Genomic DNA, 19,552 nt, shown 5'->3' with positions numbered 1-19,552 from the left:
TTGCAAGGCTGTGCGCGGCAGCGCCAGCATCAATGAACCGAAGAAAAGTCGCAGCTGGGGACGATTGACCAAGGTGTCAGGAGAAGCACATTCGGCTGTCAGTCTGGTCATAGGCGGCAGCGGCCTCGTCGGCGGATACATCGTCGAGCATCTGGTGAAGCGCGGAGAGCGCCCACTGGCATTGTCGCGTGCGCCGCAGAGCGACGGCCGCATCGACTGGCATCGCGGCGATCTGCTCGAAGCAGCTACGCTGAAGTTTCCGCCGTTTTCAACATTGTACTGCACCGCCGACGCCGTTTTGCTGGCGGATGCCCTGCCCCACCTTATTCATCCGGCGCTGAAGCGGCTGGTGGCGTTCAGCTCCACCAGCGTCATCACCAAGCAGGACACCGAAGTCGCCGCCGAGCGCGCCATGATCCAGCGACTGGCGGCTGCCGAACAGCAGATCGCGGCGATCTGCGAGCAGCACGGCATCGGCTGGACCATCCTGCGGCCGACGCTGATCTACGCCGAGGGGCGCGACACCAACATTACGCCGCTCTCGCGGTTGATTCGGAGATTCGGCTTCATGCCGCTGGTCGGCGGCGGCCCGGGACTCCGCCAGCCCGTGCATGCCGAGGACCTCGCGATCGCTGCGATCGCCGCCGCGCAGAGCGATGCGGCGATCAACAAATTCTATTCCCTGCCGGGGCCCGAGACCCTCACGTACCGGGAAATGATCGGGCGCATCTTCGACGGGATGCAGCTGCCACGGCGTTTCCTGTCCGTGCCGCCATGGCTGTGGCGGGCCGCTTTCGGCGCCATCCAGCCGCTTTTTCCGGACGCCAATGTCGCCATGGGCATCCGCATGATGAAGGACATGACGTTCGACTCGGCGCCTGCGGCCAACGACTTGGGCTGGAAACCACGGAGCTTCAAGCCCGATTTCGACAGGAAGCCGGGCTGAACAAGCTCAATCCATGAACACCACGGTCTTGCGGCCGTTGAGGATGACGCGATCCTCCAGATGATGGCGCACGGCGCGCGCCAGCACGCGGCGCTCAATGTCGCGACCCTTGCGGACGAGGTCGTCGGGCGTGTCGCGATGGCTGATGCGCTCGACGTCCTGGTCGATGATCGGGCCCTCGTCGAGGTCGCGCGTCACATAATGAGCGGTGGCGCCGATCAGCTTGACGCCGCGTTCATGGGCCTGGTGGTAGGGCCGCGCGCCTTTGAAGCCCGGCAGGAACGAATGGTGGATGTTGATGCAGCGGCCGGAGAGCTTGGCCGAGAGATCGTCGGACAGAATCTGCATGTAGCGCGCCAGTACGACGAGATCGGTGCTGGTATCCTCCACCAGCTTCCAGATCGCCGCCTCCTGCTGCGGCTTGTTCTCCCTGGTCGCCGGCAGATAGTGAAACGGGATGTCGCCGAAATCAATTCCCGCATACGTCTCGCGCGGATGGTTGGAGACGATGGCGGTCGGAACCATGTCGAGCTCGCCGGTGCGCCAGCGATAAAGAATGTCGACCAGGCAGTGATCAGATTTGGAGGCAAGGAGCATCACTCGGCGTCTGGCGGCGCGGTCGCGCATCTGCCAGTCCATGACAAAGCGCTGGGCGATCGCCGCAAAGCCTGTTTGTAGCGCCGCCAATTCGACCGCAAGGTCGGCGGCCGTGAACACGACACGCATGAAGAACTTCTCGGTCTCGATGTCGTCGAACTGCTGGGCATCGAGAATATTCTGTCCGTTCTGGGCGAGGAACGTCGAGACCGCCGACACGATGCCGGGACGATCGGGACAGGAAAGGGTCAGGACGAACTGGCTGTGAGGCATTTGATCAAGACTTGAGCAGGCAGGACTTCAGCAGGAAGGACGTGGGCAAGAAGGACTCGGGCAAGAAGGATTCGGACAGGAACGGGCCGGCGAGTTGCGGCCCTGCTCTAACACTGCCGGAACTCTTGCGCCAACCCCGTTCGGAGGATCAAAATGAACAAATCCGACCGGTTCACGGAAGAAGCGAAATCATGGCTGACAGGCTGAACGGCTATCGCGTCCTCATCCTGGAAACGCGCGAGGAGGCGCAATTCGCCCGTCTGCTGTCGGAACAGGGCGCGGACGTTCTGCAATGCCCGATGTTCAGCATCAACGATGCGCCCGACCCGGTCCCGATCGAGGCCTGGATCAGGCGCGCCATCGACAGGCCTTTCGACGACCTCGTGCTGATGACCGGCGAAGGCCTCCGCCGCCTGATGAAGGTGGCGCGGCGGATCGGCGTGGAGCAGGAGTTCGTCGCCGCGCTCGGCAAGGCCAGGAAATTCACGCGCGGTCCCAAACCGGGCAAGGCGCTACGCGAGATCGGCCTCGAGCCACAGATGACGACGGAGAAGCCGACCTCCGAAGGCATCGCCGAAATGCTGTCTCGCCTCGACCTGAAGGACCGCCGCGTCGGCCTGCAGTTGTACCCAGATAAGGACCACGGCGCGCTAATCGGCGCCATCAAGGCGCAGGGCGCCGAGGTCGATACCGTGCTGCCCTACGTCTACGACGCCAAGGCTGCGGACGCGAATATCGTCACCGCCATCGACGAGATGGCGCGCGGCCGCGTCGATGCGGTCGCCCTGACCAATCTCGGCCAGATCCGCCGCCTGATCGATACGGCGAAGAAGCATGGTTGGGAGGAAAAGTTGCGTGACGGGCTTACGAAGACGCCAATCGCCTCGGTCGGACCCGCGGTTTCAGATGAGTTGAAGGCCCACGGCCTTCGCACGGACATCTACCCCGCGGACGAAGCGTTCTTCATGAGACCGCTGATCTCGGCGATGGCCACGGAACTGGCGAAGAAGCCGCCGCGGGTGGCAAAGGAAGGCTGAAAGGCTATTCCGCTGCCTGCTTATGCTCGTCCAAGAATGCCCGGTACGCCAGCCGGATGCCATCGTGCAGCGACGTCGTGGCGCGCCAGCCGAGTTTGGCGAGCCGGCTGACGTCCAGGAGCTTGCGCGGCGTCCCGTCGGGCCGCGATGGGTCGAAGCCGATTTCCCCGGCATAGCCGACGGCCGCGGCTACCACGCGGGCGAACTCGGCAATCGTGATATCCTCGCCGGTGCCGATATTGATCAACTCGCTGGTCGAGTAGCACTTCATCAAATGGATGCAGGCATCCGCGAGATCGTCGACATAGAGGAATTCGCGCCGCGGCCTGCCGGTGCCCCAGACCACGACATTGCGGGCGCCTGACGCCTTCGCCTCGTGGAAGCGGCGTATCAGCGCTGCGACGACATGGCTGTGTTCGGGGTGATAGTTGTCGCCGGGCCCATAGAGATTGGTCGGCATCACGCTGATGAAATCGCTGCCGTACTGGCTGCGATAGGCTTCCGCCATCTTGATGCCCGCGATCTTCGCAATCGCATAGGGCTCGTTGGTCGGCTCCAGCGGCCCGGTCAGCACACTGTCCTCGCGCAGCGGCTGCGGCGCCAGCTTTGGATAGATGCAGGACGAGCCGAGGAACATCAGCTTCTCGGCCTTGCTGAGATGCGCGGCCTGGATCACGTTCGCGGCAATCGCGAGATTGTCGTAGAGGAATTCGGCACGCAGCGTGTTGTTGGCGACGATCCCGCCGACCTTCGCCGCGGCCAGGAATACCGCTTGCGGCTTCTTCGCTGCAAACCAGTCGAACACCGCGGCCTGATCGCGCAGGTCGAGTTCGCCGCTTGTCGCGGTCACCAGCTCGACGTCTTCGCGAGCCAGCCGGCGCACCAGCGCCGAGCCGACCATGCCACGGTGGCCGGCGACGTAGACCGATTTGCCCTTCAGCTCAAACGGGATCCCTGCCATTGGCCGCCTCCCGCCGCGCGATCGCGAGATCGCCGACCATCATTTCCCTGACGAGCGCCCTGAACGTCGTCTTCGGCTTCCAGCCGAGCTTTTCCCGCGCCTTGCTGGCATCGCCGATCAGGAGATCGACCTCGGTCGGCCGAAAGTAGACGGGATCGATGCGCACGACCGTCTTGCCGGACTTGGCATCGACGCCGGTCTCATCCTTGCCCTTGCCGCGCCATTCGATGCTGCGACCGATCTCCGCAAACGCCAGCTCGACCAGTTCGCGCACCGAATGGGTCTCGCCGGTTGCCAGCACGAAATCGTCGGGCGCATCCGCCTGCAGTATCCTGTGCATGCCCTCGACATAATCGCGCGCATGGCCCCAGTCGCGCTTGGCCTCGAGATTGCCGAGATAGACCGTCTCTTCCAGGCCCACCTCGATGCGAGCCACACCACGGGTGATCTTGCGCGTGACGAAGGTCTCGCCGCGGATCGGGCTCTCGTGGTTGAACAGGATGCCGTTAGAGGCAAACATGCCGTACGCCTCGCGGTAGTTCACCGTGATCCAGTAGCCATAGAGCTTTGCCACGCCGTAGGGAGAGCGCGGATAGAACGGCGTGCTCTCCTTCTGTGGCACTTCCTGCACCAAACCGTACAGCTCCGACGTCGAGGCCTGGTAGAAGCGCGTCTCCTTTTCCATGCCGAGGATGCGGATTGCTTCCAGCAGGCGCAGCACGCCGACGGCGTCGGCATTGGCCGTGTATTCCGGGCTCTCGAAGCTGACGCCGACGTGGCTTTGCGCGGCGAGGTTATATATTTCCGTCGGCCGAATCTGCTGCATCAAGCGGATCAGGTTGGTCGAGTCGGTCATGTCGCCGTAGTGCAGCAGGAACGGCACGTTGCCGGTGTGGGGATCCTGGTAGAGGTGATCGATCCGCGCGGTATTGAAGGAGGAAGAGCGCCGCTTGATGCCGTGCACGGTATAGCCGAGCCCGAGCAGGTACTCGGCGAGATAGGCGCCGTCCTGGCCAGTGACGCCGGTGATCAGTGCAACGCGCTTGGCATTCTGAGCGGTCATGGTCTCTCCACGAGCCTGCCGGGCAAGCCCAAGGGCAATTCAAGGATAATTCAGGGACAAGCAGCCCCATCTGCCGGGTGCGCCGGAAACCCCCGGCGCGGCGCTGGCCTTAGCATTCGACTGAAGCGAAGTCTAATGCGAAAGTCGATTGAAAATCAGACGTTTGGCGGCACTCCGGACGTCAAGGCTACTCACCGTAATTGCGCAGTCGTTCGAGATCGACAATGGTGACCCCGCCGTATTCCAGCCGCAGCAGGCCCTCTTTCTCCAGTCGCTTCAGGCACTGGTTGGCATTCTGCCGCGACAAGCCCGACAGCGCCCCGATCTCCTCCTGGTTAATCTCCAGATGTCGAGTCAGGTCGGGGTAGAGGATGGGATTGAACAGCGAGGCGATGGAGCGGGCAACACGGCCTGTCGCATCCAGCGTCCGGCCATATTCCATCGCGCCGATGAATTGTCCGAGCCGCTCGTTGAGCTGGCGAACCAGAAAGCGGTTGAAGCCGACGCTGTTCTCGAACAGCCAGAAGAAGGTGGTGCGGTCCATCAGCGCCAGCCTGGTGTCGCGAAGCGCTACCACGTCGTAGCGGCGCGGTTCGGTCTTGAGCATTGAGCCTTCGCCGAACCAGGAGCCCGCGGTGAGACCGGCAAAACTCGCCGCCTTGCCGCCGCTCGATACCGTTCCCATGCGCGCCAGCCCCGTGACGATGCCCGTCCAGTAATCGAAGGCATCGCCCCGCATGAAGATGTATTCGTTGGCGGAGTAGGATTTCTCCACGATCCCGGCGCGGGCCACGTCGATCTCGCGCTCGTTCAGCTCGCGCGACCAAGACGCGATGCGCTTGAGGTAATCGGCAGCAATCATATGCGCATCGACCGTTGCGAAAACCCATCCGATTCCGCCGGCGTCTGCTTGCTGCACCGCAACAGAGTCAGAGGCTACGGCGAAATTTCCCGACCAATTGTCAGGCAAAAGACAGTTCAACCTACCGCATTGCTCTAAGGAGGACCACCTCGCGAAGTGCTGCCCATGCGCGAACGCGGGGTGCGTTGTTACCACGCGTGAGGGCCGGATGAGGCCGGCCTCCATGGTCGGATGGCCTCATATGGACCACCGACGAAACGCCGTGCCGCCTGACAAACCGAAGATAAAGAGCGCCGGTACGGGCGCCATATCCGGAGGGAACGAGTGTCTTATACGTTGGAAGTGCGCGGAGTGTCGCTGCGCTTCGGAGGCGTCCGCGCGCTGACCGAGGTCTCCTTCGGCGTGGAGGAAGGCGAGCTGTTTTCCATCATCGGCCCGAACGGCGCCGGCAAGACCTCCATCGTCAACTGCATTTCCGGCCGCTACAAGCCGACCGAGGGCCACCTGTTCTATCGCGGCAAGGACATCACGGGGCTTAACCCGAACACCCGCGCTTCCCTCGGCATCGGCCGCACCTTCCAGAATCTCGCGCTTTTCCACCACATGAGCGTGCTCGACAACATCATGGTCGGGCGGCACCACCTCTTGAAGAACAATTTCCTCACCGGTTCCCTCTATTGGCTGACCGGCGCCCGCCGCGAGGAACTCGAGCACCGCCGCAAGGTCGAAGAGATAATCGACTTTCTCGACCTGCAATCGGTGCGCAAGGCAACGGCCGGTACCCTGCCCTACGGCCTGCGCAAGCGCGTCGAGCTTGCCCGCGCGATGGCGCTGGAACCGCAGCTGATCCTCCTCGACGAGCCAATGGCCGGCATGAACTTCGAAGAGAAGGAAGACATGGCCCGCTACATCGTCGACCTCAACGAAGAGTTCGGCATGACGGTGGTGATGATCGAACATGACATGGGCGTGGTGATGGACATCTCCCACCGCGTCACGGTGCTGGATTTCGGCCGCAAGATCGCCGAAGGCGATCCTGCGACGGTGCTGGCCGATCCCCACGTCAAGCGCGCCTATCTCGGCGAGGAAGATGAGGTGCTGGTCGATCCCGATGACGTGCCGGCGCGCACGGAGAGCGCAGCATGATGGACTATGCGAGCCGTGTCGCGCAGGCCGACACCTATCCAAAAATGCTTCGCCTCAACGCGAAGGAGCACGGGCAAGAGATCGCGCTGCGCGAAAAGGATTTCGGGCTGTGGCGCACCTTCACTTGGAATGACTACCAGGAGCGCGTGCGCGATTTCGCGCTCGGCATGGCCGAGCTCGGCCTCGGCCACGGCGACGTGATCGGCATCATCGGCGACAACAGGCCGGACTGGGTCGCCGCGGAAGTCGCCACCCATGCCATAGGCGCGATGAGCCTCGGGCTCTATCGCGACGTGCTTGACGACGAAGCCGCCTATCTCCTCAGCTACGGCGAGGCGCGCCTCGTCTTCGCGGAGGACGAGGAGCAGGTCGACAAGCTCCTCAACCTTGCCGACCGCGTGCCGCTTCTCCAGCACATCGTCTATTCCGACCCGCGCGGCATGCGCAAATATGACGATCCACGGCTGATGGACGCTGGCATGCTTGCCACTCTCGGCCGCGATCGCGCCGCGCGCGAGCCGGGGCTTTACGACAAGCTCGTCGATGCCACCAAGGGCGAGGATTGCGCCATCCTCTGCACCACCTCGGGCACCACGTCCCATCCAAAACTGGCGATGCTCGCCGCAGGCCGCGTGCTGCGCCACTGCGCGACTTATCTTGCCTTCGATCCCAAGGGACCGGACGACGAATACGTCTCGGTGCTGCCGCTACCCTGGATCATGGAGCAGGTCTATGTGCTCGGCAAAGGGCTGCTCTGCCGGATGAAGGTCAACTTCGTCGAAGAGCCCGAGACGATGATGCACGACTTCCGCGAGATCGCGCCGACATTCGTGCTGTTCGCGCCGCGGGTCTGGGAATCTATTGCCGCGGACGTGCACGCCGGCGTGATGGATGCATCGCCGATGAAGCAGAAGCTCTACGACGTCGGCATGAAGTCGGGGCTCTCGGCGCTGGCACAGGGCAAGCACTCCACCTTTGCCGACGCGCTGCTGTTCCGCGCACTGCGCGATCGACTTGGCTTCACTCGTCTGCGCTCGGCCGCGACCGGCGGCGCCGCGCTCGGCCCCGACACGTTCAAATTCTTCCGCGCGATGGGCGTGCCGCTGCGCACGCTCTACGGCCAGACGGAGCTATTGGGAGCCTACACCCTGCATCCGGAAGGTGATGTCGATCCGGATACGACCGGCGTCGCGATGGCCGACACCATCGAAATCCGCGTCGACAACCCCGACGTCAACGGCGTCGGCGAGATCGTGGTGCGCCACCCCAACATGTTCCTCGGCTATTACAAGAATCCGGAGGCCTCCGCCGCCGACATCAAGGACGGTTGGATGCATTCGGGCGATGCCGGCTATTACAACGACAACAAGCAACTCGTCGTGATCGACCGCATCAAGGATCTCGCGGAAACCTCGCGCGGCGAGCGTTTCTCGCCGCAATATCTCGAGAACAAGCTGAAATTTTCGCCCTACATCGCGGAAGCCGTGGTGCTCGGCGCGGGCCGCGAAAAGCTCGCGGCCATGATCTGCATCCGCTATTCCATCATCTCGAAATGGGCTGAGAAGAACCGCATCGCCTTCACCACCTATACAGACCTCTCCTCGCGGCCCGAGGTCTACGCGCTGCTGCAGAAGGAGGTCGAAGCCGTCAACGCCACGCTGCCTCCGGCGCAGCGCATCTCCCGCTTCCTGCTCCTCTACAAGGAACTCGACGCCGATGACGGTGAGCTCACCCGCACGCGAAAAGTCCGTCGCGGCGTCATCAACGAAAAATACGCCGGCATCATCGACGCGATCTATCGCGGCGACGCCAGCATTCCCGTTGACACTGTGATCCGTTTCCAGGACGGCACTACCCAGCGCATCCGCACCACGCTGAAGGTGGTCGACCTCGCGCGCGGCGCAGCGATGGCGGAGGCCGCGGAATGAATGCCCAGTTCCTGATCCAGCTCCTGATCAACGGCCTCGTGGTCGGCACGCTCTATGGCGTCGTCGCGATGTCGTTCGTGCTGATCTACAAGGCGACGCAGGTCGTCAATTTCGCGCAAGGCGAGCTTTTGCTGGTGGGCGCCTGGGTGTGCTGGGCCCTGCTCGCCAAGTATGAGGTGCCGTTCTGGATCGGCATGCCGATGACGCTGGTATTCATGTTCGTCCTCGGCATCGCAATCCAGGTGATCTTCCTGCGACCGATGATCGGCGAACCCATCATTTCCGTGATCATGGTGACGATCGGGCTCTCGACCGTGTTCCAGGCGGCACTGAAGTGGATCTTCGGTGTCAACCCGCAGCCATTCCCGCGTGTATTCCAGAGCCAGTCCGTGGACCTGCTCGGCCTGCAGATCCAGACCGTCTATGTCATGAGCCTCGTGGTGTCGCTGGCCATGATGATCGCAATGGCGTGGTTCTTTCGCGCATCGAAATACGGCCTTGCCATGCGCGCAACCGCCTTCAACCAGCAGGTTGCGCAGTCGCTCGGCATTTCCGTGAAAAGCGTGTTCGCGATGGCGTGGGCGATCTCGGCAACGGTGTCTGCCGTTGCGGGCGTGGTGGTCGCCGTCGTCAACGGCGTCTCCTCCGGCCTTTCGGCCTACGGCATCAAGGTGTTTCCAGCGACTATCCTCGGCGGGCTCGACTCGATCGGCGGCGCCGTGCTCGGCGGCATCATCATTGGGCTCCTGGAAAACATCGCGCAATATGTCGACAGCCAGTACTTGCACTGGGGCAATCTCTACGAGGTCGCGCCGTTCTACGTGCTGATCATCATCCTGATGATCAAGCCCTACGGCCTGTTCGGCACCAAAGATATCGAGCGGGTGTAGGCATGATCGCCGAAAAGTGGAAGCCGTTTTTCTGTAACGGTCATGCCCAGAAAAAAGCGGGCGTGCCCATGACTTCAGTCCAACAGGGAGCGCGATAGAGCCCGTCATGGCCGGTCCCACTTTGATCCCCGCAGGCGACTTCCGCTCCACTTACGCGGAGGACACCACGATCTTCCCGACCACAACCAGCCGCAATATGGCGATCCTGGGTGTGGTGCTGATCTGCTTTGCGCCTTACGTGTTCAGCGGCTATTGGCTGAGCATCCTGATCCAGATCGGCATCTTCTCGATCGCCGCGCTAGGCCTCAACATCCTGGTCGGCTTCACCGGCCAGATCTCGATCGGTCATGCCGCCTTCTTCCTGTTCGGCGCCTTCACCTCGGCCTACATCAACAACAACTTCCATATCCCGGTTTTCTTCGCCATTCCGCTCGCCGGCGTCGTCACCGCCATGGTCGGACTGATCTTCGGCGTGCCGGCCGCGCGGCTGAAGGGACTTTATCTCGTCATCGCGACGCTCGCGGCGCAGTACATCCTGCTCGACTTCTTCTCTCGCGCGGAATGGTTCTCCGGCGGCACGGTGCCGGCGAGCGCCAATCCGTTCTCGATCTTCGGCTACACGCTGCACGGCGACCGGCAATACTTCTACGTGGTGCTTGCCTATGTCGTGGTCAGCTTCGTTCTGGTGACCAACCTGATGCGCACGCGCGACGGCCGTGCGCTGGTCGCCGTGCGCGACCATTATCTGTCCGCGGAGATCATGGGCATCAACCTCACCAAATACCGCACGCTGTCGTTCGGGCTTGCCGCCTTCTTCGCCGGTGTCGCCGGCGCGCTCTATGCACATTACCAGCTCGTGGTCTCGCAGGAAGGTTTCGGCATCGAGCGCTCGGTGCTGTTCCTCGCCATGGTCATCATCGGCGGGACCGGCTCCGTGATGGGCACGCTGATGGGGACAGCCTTCGTCGTACTGGTGCCGGAATCGATGGAATGGCTCAGCCACTGGCTGAAAGGCGGCGCGATCGACAAGGCGCTGTCACTCAACACCAACATCACATTCCTGCGCGAGATCGCGATCGGCCTGATCATTATCGGCTTTCTGATGTTCGAGCCGGACGGGCTGGCGCATCGCTGGCGGCAGGTGAAGGCGTACTGGAAACTCTACCCGTTCTCGCATTGAGAGCGGACGCAACTACAACCGGGTGTCAAACAAACAACAGGAGGAAACCACAAATGACGATTAAATCGCTCTTGAGCACGGTGTCACTGGCGCTGCTGGTCGGCGGCGTTTCGGCCAACGCCCAGGCCCAGATCGCGGTCGGACAACTCGCCGACTATTCCGGCCCGACGTCCGACGTCGGAACATCTTATGGGCAGGCGGTGGCCGACACCTTTGCCTGGATCAACAAGAACAGCGGCGTCGGCGGCAAGCAGGTCGCCCTCGACACCAACGACTACGGCTATCAAGTGCCGCGCGCGATCGCGCTCTACAAGAAATGGTCGGCGCCGGACGGCAAGGTCGCCGCCATTATGGGCTGGGGCACCGCCGACACCGAAGCGCTGACCGGCTTCGTCGCCAATGACAAGATCCCCTACATCTCGGCTTCCTACGCGGCAGCGCTGACCGATCCGGGCGGCGCAAGCGGCAAAGCGAAGCCGGCGCCCTACAATTTCTTCTACGGCCCGAGCTACTCCGACGCGATGCGCGCCCTGGTCACGTGGGCCGCAGAGGACTGGAAAGCCAAGGGCAAGAGCGGCAAGCCAAAATTCGTCCATATGGGCGCCAATCATCCCTACCCGAACGCACCGAAGGCGGCAGGAGAGGCGCTGGCCACCGAGCTCGGCTTCGAGGTGCTGCCGCCGATCGTGTTCGCGCTCACGCCCGGCGACTACTCGGCGCAGTGCCTCAGCCTGAAGAGCTCCGGCGCCAACTACGCCTATCTCGGCAATACTGCCGCCTCCAACATCTCGGTGCTGAAGGCCTGCAAGGCAGCCGGCGTCGACGTACAGTTCCTCGGCAATGTCTGGGGCATGGACGAGAACGCTGCCAAGACCGCGGCGGACGCGGCCAATGGCGTGGTGTTCCCGCTGCGCACCTCGGTGACCTGGGGCGGCAATGCGCCGGGCATGAAGACGGTGATGGAAATCTCGAAGATGTCCGATCCGAGCGGAAAGGCGTATCGCGCCGTGCACTACATCGCCGGCGTCTGCAGTGCGCTATACACCAGAGAAGCGCTCGACTGGGCCGCCAAGAACGGCGGCGCCACCGGCGCGAACGTCGCCAAAGGCTTCTACCAGAAGAAGGACTGGGTACCCGCCGGAATGGAGGGGGTCTGCAATGCCTCGACCTGGACCGACAAGGACCACCGCGGCACGCTCAAGGTCGATCTCTACCGCCTGAGGGTGGCGGCCGCGACCGACGGCGATCTCAGCGACCTCATGAGCAAGGGCACCATCAAGCTCGAAAAGGTCAAGACCATCGACCTGCCGCGCAAGCCGGAATGGCTCGGCTGGTGAGCTGACGGGTTGCTGCCTAGCGGCAGCCCCGCAGGAAAATGTCATCCCCCGCGAAAAGCGGGGGATCCAGTGCGCCGCGGCCTCCCGGTTGGGCTCTGTCGTCTCTGGAATACTGGTCACCCGCATCCGCGGGTGACGACAGCTTGGTGAAACAACATGACCCAAACCGTCGAAGCCATCCGCCCTGCTCCCGCCGCTGCTGCGGCCGCCCCTTTGCTGTCCGTGAACAACATCGAGGTGGTCTATGACGACGTGATCCTGGTGCTGCGCGGCCTCAGCCTCGAGGTACCCAAGGGCGCTATCGTGGCGCTGCTGGGCGCCAACGGCGCGGGCAAGTCGACAACGCTGAAGGCGATCTCCGGCCTGCTCAAGACTGAGGACGGCGAGGTCACCCGCGGCGACATCCTGTTCGACGGTGAGCGCATCAACGGCATCGATCCCGACAAGATCGTTCGCCGCGGCATTTTCCAGGTGATGGAGGGCCGGCGCATCATCGCCGACATGACCTCGCTTGAGAATCTGCGTCTCGGCGCCTTCACCCGCAGCGACCGCGAGGTCGATGCCGACATCGACATGGTATTCAAATATTTCCCGCGCCTGAAGGAGCGAACCGGGCTGGCCGGCTATCTCTCCGGCGGCGAGCAGCAGATGCTGGCGATCGGCCGTGCGCTGATGGCGCGGCCGAAGATGATCCTGATGGACGAGCCGTCGATGGGCCTATCGCCGCTACTGGTGAAGGAGGTGTTCTCCATCATCCGCGACATCAACCGCGATCTCGGTGTCACCATCCTCCTGGTGGAGCAGAACGCCCGCGCCGCGCTGTCGGTGGCGAGCCATGGCTATATCATGGAACAGGGCAAGGTGGTGCTGGACGGCTCCGCGGACGAGCTGCGCGACAACGAAGACGTCAAGGAATTCTACCTCGGCGGCGCAGGCGACCAGCGCAAGAGTTTCAAGAACCTGAAGAGCTTCAAGCGACGCAAGCGCTGGCTGTGAGTTCAACCCAGCACTTGTTCCGCCTCCGTCACGGCGCAGAGCACATGATAGAACGAAGACGCCGGAAGGGTTGCGACCAGCGAGGTGCCGTCGCGGTCGAATTGATCGTACCATCCGCCCGCGACGGGATGGCGGAGGTAATGCCGTTCGAGCCGCGCCAGCGCCGCGCGAGCCTTGTCGGCGGCGCCCTCTTCGCCCGACTCGGCCTGCGCGATCCACGCCTTGGCGATTTCGGTTTGCGGCCACAGCCGGCGCGTATGTTGCGTGATGTTGCCAGCGGTATCGCCCAAGTCCGCCAGGCAGCCGGTCGCCGCCTCCTGATAGCGCAGCGCGGTGGCGAGCAACTCGCCGCGCGGACGTCCCGTTGGACAGCCGGTGATGCGCTCGAAGCCTTTCAGCAGCCACGCCCACTCGGCCTGGTGCCCGGGCTCCACCACCACCGGCTCGATCTTCGACCAGTCTTCCTCAAAGTACTCGCCGAGCATCTGCCGCTGCTTGTCGTAGAGATTGGCCATGAACAGGCCGAAGAATTCGCCGGCGCGCTGCTGGAAGGAGAGATCGTGCGTGGCGTCGAACAGTGCGATCATCGCCTCGAACAAATGCATCTGCGGATTCTGCCGCCGAGGCAGCGTCGCCGGAAACCCCTCCGCAAAACCGCCATGCGGCGAGCGCAGCCGAGTGTCGACAAATGACAGCACCGCATCGATTTCCGAACGCACCTGCGCGTCGCGGTCGAGAGAATAGACCGTCGCCAGCGCCAGCAGCACGAAGGCATGATCGTAGGTATCGCGTCTGGGATCGAGCACGGCGCCATCTGCATCGAGCCGATGAACGAAGCCTGGTCGGCCATCGGGCGACTTGGCCTTGCGCAGCAGATGATCGAGCCCTCTCAGCGCGATTTCTTTTCCGTCGGCGTACCAGCCCATCTGGGCGGCCTTGGCGAAGCAATAGATCTGGCGAGCCTGCACCATTGTTCGCCGCGGCGCGAGCCGGTCGGCGCGACCCTCGGCATCCAGGCGATCGACAAAGCCGCCCGTCGTACGGTCCCAGCCTTCTCCCGACCACAGCGGCAGGGAGCGCTCGATGATGAAGGATTTCAGCTCGGCGACGATGTCGCCGGCATCTGCGGCCGCGGACGGACTACCCATTGCTATTCCCGACACCACCCCCGGCACCACTGAGGTCCGTGTGATACCATGCCAACGCCGAACCGCAATCGGCCGGAGCCTGCCATGACCGAGCATTACGACACCCTGGAAACCCGCGATCCCGCCAGCCGCGAGGCGGACCTGTTCGCCCGGCTGCCGGGCGTCCTGCGCAAGGCCATGGAGGCGCCCGCCTATGCCGGGCGGCTCGGGGATATCGACCCCGCCCAAATCGACAACCGGGCCGCCCTGGCGCGCCTGCCGGTACTGCGCAAGTCGGACCTCCCCGCCCTGCATAGGGCTACCCCGCCCTTTGGCGGCTTCGTGCCGGCCTCGCCTGGCTCGTTTGCCCGGTTGTTCACCTCGCCCGGCCCGATCTTCGAGCCGGAGGGCGCCCAGGCCGATCCCTGGCGCGGCGCCCGGGCCCTGCATGCCGTAGGTTTCCGCCCCGGCGATATCGTGCTCAACACCTTCAGCTATCATCTCACCCCCGGCGGCTTCATCTTCGATGCTTCCGCGCGGGCGCTGGGCTGCGCCGTGATCCCCGCCGGCCCCGGCAATACCGAAGCGCAGTTCGAACTGATCGAAGCCTATCGGCCGGTCGGCTACAGCGGCACGCCGGACTTCCTGAAGATCCTGCTTGACGCCGCCTCAAGCGCCGGCCGCGACGTCTCATCGATCAAGCGCGCGCTGGTCTCCGGCGCGGCATTCCCGAAATCGTTGCAGGGGGAGATCAAGTCGCGAGGCGTGGACGCCTACCAGGCCTTCGGCACCGCCGACCTCGGCCTGATCGCCTTCGAGACGCCGGCCCGCGAGGGCATGACGGTCAACGAAGGCCTCATCATGGAAATCGTGAAACCCGGCACCGGCGATCCCGTTGCCGAGGGCGACGTCGGCGAGATCGTCGTCACCTCGCTCGATCCGCATCACCCATGGATCAGGCTCGCGATCGGCGACCTCACCGCCGCGCTGCCGGGCAAGAGCCCATGCGGCCGCACCAACATGCGCATCAGGGGCTGGATGGGCCGCGCCGACCAGACGACGAAGGTCAAGGGCATGTTCGTCCGGCCCGAGCAGGTCGCCGAAATCGCCAAGCGCCATCCCGAGCTCGGGCGACTGCGCCTCGTCGTCAGCCGCGCCGGCGAGAGCGACGTGATGACGCTGCGGGCGGAATGCGCCTCCCCCAGCGACGCGCTGCGCGATCAGCTCACTTCGACGCTGCGCACGATCGCCAAGCTCGGCGGCAATGTCGAACTGGTGAGCGCGGGCTCGCTGCCGAACGACGGCAAGGTCATCGCGGACGAGCGCTAACTTGGAACGCAGGCGAGCGGAAATCAGAAAGGCCGCTCGCAGCTCTCCGCCGAGGGATCAGGCGTTCCGCGAGAGGCCGGCAGCCGATTGATCGCACCGACAGCCAGTACAAATGCACATTACGTGCATGGCGCTGAACTGCGTTGCAAAGCCCGGCGATTCCGGCCATAAGCCGGAACACGCACGAGATTTGCATGCTGTTGCTGCTTGGATGTGCTACTGGACAGACTAGCCTGGATGCTGGCATAGATGCGGCAATCCCAGGTTGCCACTTCTCAGAGAATACATGACGGCTAACACATCCCACGAGTCGAGCGATCTTGAGTGGCTGTTTCAGAAGGTCGAGATCGTTCGATCCGCTTGGAAGCTGGTTCTTGTCAGCTTCCTGACGTTGAGCATTCTTGGCTGCGGAGCGCTATTTGTCACAATGCGGCCGGCCTACACCTCGCAAATGGTGCTGCCTTTAACGCCACACCTGCAGGCGCTCATCTACACCGATGCGATACAGGGTCCTGTTGTTCGGAAAATCCGTTCAACTGGCGAGACCGACATGACCGAAGAACGTCAGCGGCTTGCAGCGCGGCTGGTCGTTTCTGAGCTCACGAAGGGATCAGGCTTGTTCTCGATCTCGGTGAAGGATCCTTCGCCGCAAGGCGCGCAGGCAATTCTGGATCATATCCTCGCCCAGATCGTAGACGTATCGAAACCTTCTGGAACGAACCTTGCGAATGCCCAGCAACAGTTGGAGTCTTACAAGCGCGCCTTGATCGAGATGAAAGGGCTCGCGGCCACCCTTAAAGAAAATGCCTCCCGGGCCAAGGGCGGCAGCGAAGGCGAGTCGTATGCCCGATCATTCGCGCTCCTGGTCTCCGATATTGCGGCCAAGGAACAAAGAATCTTTGAGCTTCAAAGCTATCTGGCAGGGTTCAGGATCGAAGATGTCGCAGTTCCGCCGACTCTTGTGTCTCGGACATCGATCTGGCCTTCTCGTGAACTTGCAGTGATCTTGCTGGCCAGCCTGGTTCTGCCGATATCATTCGTTTTGTTGTCCGATCGCTGGCGTAAGCGGCTCAGATCGAAAGACAGTGCTTCGAATTTACCGCGCTCCGCTTAGCGCATACCGAAGACGAACGGCGGCGTGCTCCACCCGCGCTCGAACGAACCTCTGTTCAAGCTCTCACTATGTTCGGCGCACCTTCGGCGAACCTTCCCCTGCAATCAACCAACAACCGGGCGTTCGTTCTTATCAGGTCGTAGTCGAACCGGTCGTGATCTGTCGCAAGCACGACGCAGTCGAAAGACGAAATGGACTCTTCCGTGAGCGCTACGCTTGACAGCGAAAAGCGATGTGCGCGCATTACCGGAAATGCGGGTATGTGTGGATCGGCATATGAAATCTGCGCTCCAAGGTCTCGAAGCCGCTCCATGATCACCACTGAAGGCGATTCACGCGAGTCATCTACATTCTTCTTGTAAGCGAGACCAAGGATCAGGATCCGGCTGCCACTGACTGCTTTCTTGCGTGAGTTCAGGCCGTCCACAATCTTCGAGACGACGTAATCAGGCATGGACGAATTGACCTCACCGGCGAGTTCGATGAACCGGGTGTGTACACCGAACTCGCGGGCCTTCCAGGTCAGGTAGAATGGGTCGATCGGAATGCAATGTCCGCCGATCCCCGGACCGGGATAATAGGGGACGAAGCCAAACGGCTTCGTGGCGGCCGCGCGTATGACTTCGTGAAGGTCGATATTCATCCGATCAGCGACCACCTTCATCTCATTGACGAGCCCAATGTTAACGGCCCGATGAATATTCTCCAAAAGCTTTGTAAGTTCAGCCGCCCGGGTGGAGCTTACTGGGACGATTGTGTCGACGACCTTGTCGTAGAGGGCGATCCCTGCCTGCAAACATTCCTTGGTGCAGCCACCGCAGACCTTCGGAATGGTCTGCGTCGAGAACATCGGATTTCCAGGATCCTCGCGCTCAGGAGAAAACACGAGAAAGATGTCCTTTCCCACAACGAACCCGAGGGCTTCGATACGCGGCTTCAACTCCTCGTCTGTCGTTCCAGGATATGTCGTGCTCTCCAGGGACAGCACCATTCCCGGGTGCAAATACGGTGCGACGGACTCAATGGTACCTACAACAAAACTCAGATCAGGTTCGCGATGCCTGCCCAATGGTGTTGGGACGCAGAAAATGAGCGCGTCGACCTCCTTGACGCGGGAAAGATCGCTAGTCGGCTGCAGACTGCTGCCTACAAACCTCGCGATCTTATCGGACCCGATATGTTCAATGTACGATTTCCCTTCCAGAAGAGCGGATACCTTCGACTGATCGACGTCAAACCCGATAACGCGATACCCGACCTCGCAATACCGAAGCACCAGCGGAAGACCAACGTAACCAAGGCCGACAATTCCAATGGTTGCCGTCTTGTTGGATAGTTTATCGATGAGCTTCGATTGCGTGATGGTCACTTCAACCTTCCCTGGTCCTTCATTCTGCAAAGCTTGAACGTTGCACGCTTTTCGTGGATATCGGACGGCAACCAGCCCGAATCTTCGTGTAGGGGTTTGACGATCCGAACCGAAATCGCGGCTGCCTAGTTGCAGCCGGGGTGAACAGTACTTTGCCGGTGACGATCTCCGGCCAGCTCCGCCAGCTCCTGCTCCAGTCTTGAGACAAGTCGATCCCGGTTGAACTCTCGCGCGGCGTATGCTCGTCCGCGCGCGCCCATAGCAGCACGTTCCGACAGCGGAGTATTCAGCAAGCGCACCACTTGACTCGCCAGTGCGCTTCCATCGCCCGCCGGCGAGGTGAATCCGGCTTCGGCCTCGGCGATGACCCGAGCACCCTCGCCGTCCAGCATCGCAAGAATTGGCACTCCTGCCGCAAGATAGCTTTGCACTTTTCCTGGGATGGTCTTGCTGAAGATGGCATCCGGCTTGAGCGAGACCAGGAGCGCATCGGCCGCACTGAACAGCGGCGGCATCAATTCGATCGGACGCCGCTCCAGCAAGGTAACCACTGCTCCTAGCCCTCGCGCCATGACCTCTTTCTCGACAAACGGCTTCGCTCGCCCGTCGCCGACGATGATCCAGCGAATATCCGTCCTGTCGCGCAGGGTTTGGATGGCCGACAAGATGGAAGGAAAATCCTGCGCCTCGCCAATGTTGCCCGCAAACAGAATCTTGAACTTGCCGTCCTTTGAACCCGCCCCAGGTACAGAAGGCGATGGGTCGACCGGACTGTCAAATACCTGTTCTGCCCAACCAGGAAAGTAGCCCACTTTGGCCGGGTCCCCACCATGTCGAAGGACATCGGAAATGAATGCCTGCGACTGAACGAGAATTCGATCGGATCGCTTGTAGATGAACGATACCAATCGGCCAACCCAACCAAGGATCAGCTTCGAACGAACTGCGCCGACAGCCGACAACGTGTCCGGCCACAGATCGAGTATCCAGAGGGCCACGGGAGCGTTCTTCAAACGACCGATCAGGAGCGCGGGCAGGGCTGCTGTTATCGGCGAAACCAGGAACACAAAAATCGCATCGACTTTCGCATTGCGCAGCTTCCATGGCCCGACGATTGAACCGAGCAAGACGAAACTCAGATAGTTGAGCGCAAGCTGCAGGCGGCTGCGTCCTCGGGAGAGGATCGGAACGCGAACGATCGTGGCGCCTCCATGATCCAGGAAGGCTCGCGGATCTTGCCGGTATTCCGGAAATACCTCACCCGCTGGGTAGTTAGGCACGCCGGTGAGAACCGTCACCTCATGACCGCGAGCCAACAGATCGGTGGCAAGCTCGTTGATGCGAAAATTCTCTGGCCAGAAATACTGGCTAATTATCAGGATGCGCAAGAGCCGGCC

17 protein-coding genes are annotated in these 19,552 nt (G+C 62.2%); 10 read left to right on the top strand and 7 right to left on the bottom strand.

The genetic code is table 11. The features are described 5' to 3' along the window. The first annotated feature begins 73 nt into the window (after positions 1-73). Positions 74-946, top strand: a complete 873-nt coding sequence (locus ACT4OC_RS18420; protein WP_444840451.1) for an SDR family oxidoreductase — start codon at positions 74-76, stop codon at positions 944-946. 6 nt (positions 947-952) lie between these two features. Here the strand turns inward: ACT4OC_RS18420 and purU are convergent, their stop codons facing one another. Then, positions 953-1,816 (bottom strand): formyltetrahydrofolate deformylase, encoded by an 864-nt coding sequence (gene purU, locus ACT4OC_RS18415; protein ID WP_444840450.1) that lies wholly within the window; start codon positions 1,814-1,816, stop codon positions 953-955. A 191-nt stretch (positions 1,817-2,007) separates the two neighbouring features. Here purU and ACT4OC_RS18410 point away from each other — a divergent pair, with 191 nt between their 5' ends. Next, complete coding sequence (locus ACT4OC_RS18410) at positions 2,008-2,853, top strand: uroporphyrinogen-III synthase (protein WP_444840449.1); 846 nt, start codon at positions 2,008-2,010, stop codon at positions 2,851-2,853. Between the two features lie 4 nt (positions 2,854-2,857). Here ACT4OC_RS18410 and fcl read toward each other — a convergent pair whose 3' ends face one another. From fcl to ACT4OC_RS18395, 3 genes are all read right to left on the bottom strand, one after another. Further along, positions 2,858-3,814, bottom strand: a complete 957-nt coding sequence (gene fcl, locus ACT4OC_RS18405; protein ID WP_444840448.1) for a GDP-L-fucose synthase — start codon at positions 3,812-3,814, stop codon at positions 2,858-2,860. Beyond that, on the bottom strand, positions 3,795-4,877 hold the full coding sequence (gene gmd / locus ACT4OC_RS18400; RefSeq protein ID WP_444840447.1) for a GDP-mannose 4,6-dehydratase: 1,083 nt from the start codon (positions 4,875-4,877) through the stop codon (positions 3,795-3,797). Before gmd ends, fcl begins: the two co-directional genes overlap by 20 nt. Positions 4,878-5,064: 187 nt before the next feature. Next, positions 5,065-5,739 (bottom strand): Crp/Fnr family transcriptional regulator, encoded by a 675-nt coding sequence (locus ACT4OC_RS18395; protein ID WP_444840446.1) that lies wholly within the window; start codon positions 5,737-5,739, stop codon positions 5,065-5,067. 324 nt (positions 5,740-6,063) lie between these two features. Here ACT4OC_RS18395 and ACT4OC_RS18390 point away from each other — a divergent pair, with 324 nt between their 5' ends. The 6 genes from ACT4OC_RS18390 to ACT4OC_RS18365 all read left to right on the top strand — a co-directional run bounded on the left by ACT4OC_RS18390 (position 6,064) and on the right by ACT4OC_RS18365 (position 13,216). Further along, entirely contained in the window at positions 6,064-6,885 is an 822-nt protein-coding gene (locus ACT4OC_RS18390) for an ABC transporter ATP-binding protein (protein WP_444840445.1), read from the top strand. Then, a complete protein-coding gene (locus ACT4OC_RS18385) occupies positions 6,882-8,813 on the top strand; it encodes a long-chain fatty acid--CoA ligase (protein ID WP_444840444.1) in 1,932 nt (643 codons plus the stop codon). The genes ACT4OC_RS18390 and ACT4OC_RS18385 overlap by 4 nt, the downstream gene beginning before the upstream one ends. Continuing rightward, positions 8,810-9,703 (top strand): branched-chain amino acid ABC transporter permease, encoded by an 894-nt coding sequence (locus tag ACT4OC_RS18380; protein WP_444840443.1) that lies wholly within the window; start codon positions 8,810-8,812, stop codon positions 9,701-9,703. Before ACT4OC_RS18385 ends, ACT4OC_RS18380 begins: the two co-directional genes overlap by 4 nt. 106 nt (positions 9,704-9,809) lie before the next feature. Next, positions 9,810-10,883: a branched-chain amino acid ABC transporter permease gene (locus tag ACT4OC_RS18375; protein ID WP_444840442.1), complete on the top strand. Its 1,074-nt coding sequence runs from the start codon at positions 9,810-9,812 to the stop codon at positions 10,881-10,883. Between the two features lie 53 nt (positions 10,884-10,936). Then, positions 10,937-12,220, top strand: a complete 1,284-nt coding sequence (locus tag ACT4OC_RS18370) for an ABC transporter substrate-binding protein (protein ID WP_444840441.1) — start codon at positions 10,937-10,939, stop codon at positions 12,218-12,220. Positions 12,221-12,376: 156 nt separating this feature from the next. Next, complete coding sequence (locus tag ACT4OC_RS18365; RefSeq protein WP_444840440.1) at positions 12,377-13,216, top strand: ABC transporter ATP-binding protein; 840 nt, start codon at positions 12,377-12,379, stop codon at positions 13,214-13,216. Positions 13,217-13,218: 2 nt separating this feature from the next. Here ACT4OC_RS18365 and ACT4OC_RS18360 read toward each other — a convergent pair whose 3' ends face one another. Further along, the gene (locus ACT4OC_RS18360; protein ID WP_444840439.1) at positions 13,219-14,364 is read right to left on the bottom strand and encodes an AGE family epimerase/isomerase; all 1,146 of its coding nucleotides are present in this window, start codon (positions 14,362-14,364) and stop codon (positions 13,219-13,221) included. 84 nt (positions 14,365-14,448) lie between these two features. Here ACT4OC_RS18360 and ACT4OC_RS18355 point away from each other — a divergent pair, with 84 nt between their 5' ends. Beyond that, positions 14,449-15,672 carry a phenylacetate--CoA ligase family protein gene (locus ACT4OC_RS18355; RefSeq protein WP_444840438.1) on the top strand — a complete coding sequence of 408 codons (1,224 nt, stop codon included), beginning with the start codon at positions 14,449-14,451 and terminating at the stop codon, positions 15,670-15,672. A gap of 286 nt (positions 15,673-15,958) precedes the next feature. After that, positions 15,959-16,786, top strand: coding sequence for a hypothetical protein (locus tag ACT4OC_RS18350; RefSeq protein ID WP_444840437.1), 828 nt, complete (start codon positions 15,959-15,961; stop codon positions 16,784-16,786). Positions 16,787-16,841: 55 nt separating this feature from the next. Here the strand turns inward: ACT4OC_RS18350 and ACT4OC_RS18345 are convergent, their stop codons facing one another. Together ACT4OC_RS18345 and ACT4OC_RS18340 are read right to left on the bottom strand one after the other, a co-directional pair. Next, entirely contained in the window at positions 16,842-18,149 is a 1,308-nt protein-coding gene (locus ACT4OC_RS18345; protein ID WP_444840469.1) for a nucleotide sugar dehydrogenase, read from the bottom strand. A 131-nt stretch (positions 18,150-18,280) separates the two neighbouring features. Beyond that, complete coding sequence (locus ACT4OC_RS18340) at positions 18,281-19,543, bottom strand: glycosyltransferase family 4 protein (RefSeq protein ID WP_444840436.1); 1,263 nt, start codon at positions 19,541-19,543, stop codon at positions 18,281-18,283. Positions 19,544-19,552 lie beyond the last annotated feature (9 nt).

The sequence above is a fragment of the Bradyrhizobium sp. genome, from assembly GCF_052389815.1.
Classification (GTDB): Bacteria; Pseudomonadota; Alphaproteobacteria; order Rhizobiales; family Xanthobacteraceae; genus Bradyrhizobium.
This window is presented reverse-complemented; position numbering and strand designations above follow the sequence as displayed.

Excerpts from the sequence above, each read along its gene's own strand:
- purU (WP_444840450.1), bottom strand. The coding sequence starts at position 1,816 with ATGCCTCACAGCCAGTTCGTCCTGACCCTTTCCTGTCCCGATCGTCCC.
- ACT4OC_RS18410 (WP_444840449.1), top strand. The coding sequence starts at position 2,008 with ATGGCTGACAGGCTGAACGGCTATCGCGTCCTCATCCTGGAAACGCGC.
- fcl (WP_444840448.1), bottom strand. The coding sequence starts at position 3,814 with ATGGCAGGGATCCCGTTTGAGCTGAAGGGCAAATCGGTCTACGTCGCC.
- gmd (WP_444840447.1), bottom strand. The coding sequence starts at position 4,877 with ATGACCGCTCAGAATGCCAAGCGCGTTGCACTGATCACCGGCGTCACT.
- ACT4OC_RS18395 (WP_444840446.1), bottom strand. The coding sequence starts at position 5,739 with ATGATTGCTGCCGATTACCTCAAGCGCATCGCGTCTTGGTCGCGCGAG.
- ACT4OC_RS18385 (WP_444840444.1), top strand. The coding sequence starts at position 6,882 with ATGATGGACTATGCGAGCCGTGTCGCGCAGGCCGACACCTATCCAAAA.
- ACT4OC_RS18380 (WP_444840443.1), top strand. The coding sequence starts at position 8,810 with ATGAATGCCCAGTTCCTGATCCAGCTCCTGATCAACGGCCTCGTGGTC.
- ACT4OC_RS18375 (WP_444840442.1), top strand. The coding sequence starts at position 9,810 with ATGGCCGGTCCCACTTTGATCCCCGCAGGCGACTTCCGCTCCACTTAC.
- ACT4OC_RS18370 (WP_444840441.1), top strand. The coding sequence starts at position 10,937 with ATGACGATTAAATCGCTCTTGAGCACGGTGTCACTGGCGCTGCTGGTC.
- ACT4OC_RS18365 (WP_444840440.1), top strand. The coding sequence starts at position 12,377 with ATGACCCAAACCGTCGAAGCCATCCGCCCTGCTCCCGCCGCTGCTGCG.
- ACT4OC_RS18360 (WP_444840439.1), bottom strand. The coding sequence starts at position 14,364 with ATGGGTAGTCCGTCCGCGGCCGCAGATGCCGGCGACATCGTCGCCGAG.
- ACT4OC_RS18355 (WP_444840438.1), top strand. The coding sequence starts at position 14,449 with ATGACCGAGCATTACGACACCCTGGAAACCCGCGATCCCGCCAGCCGC.
- ACT4OC_RS18350 (WP_444840437.1), top strand. The coding sequence starts at position 15,959 with ATGACGGCTAACACATCCCACGAGTCGAGCGATCTTGAGTGGCTGTTT.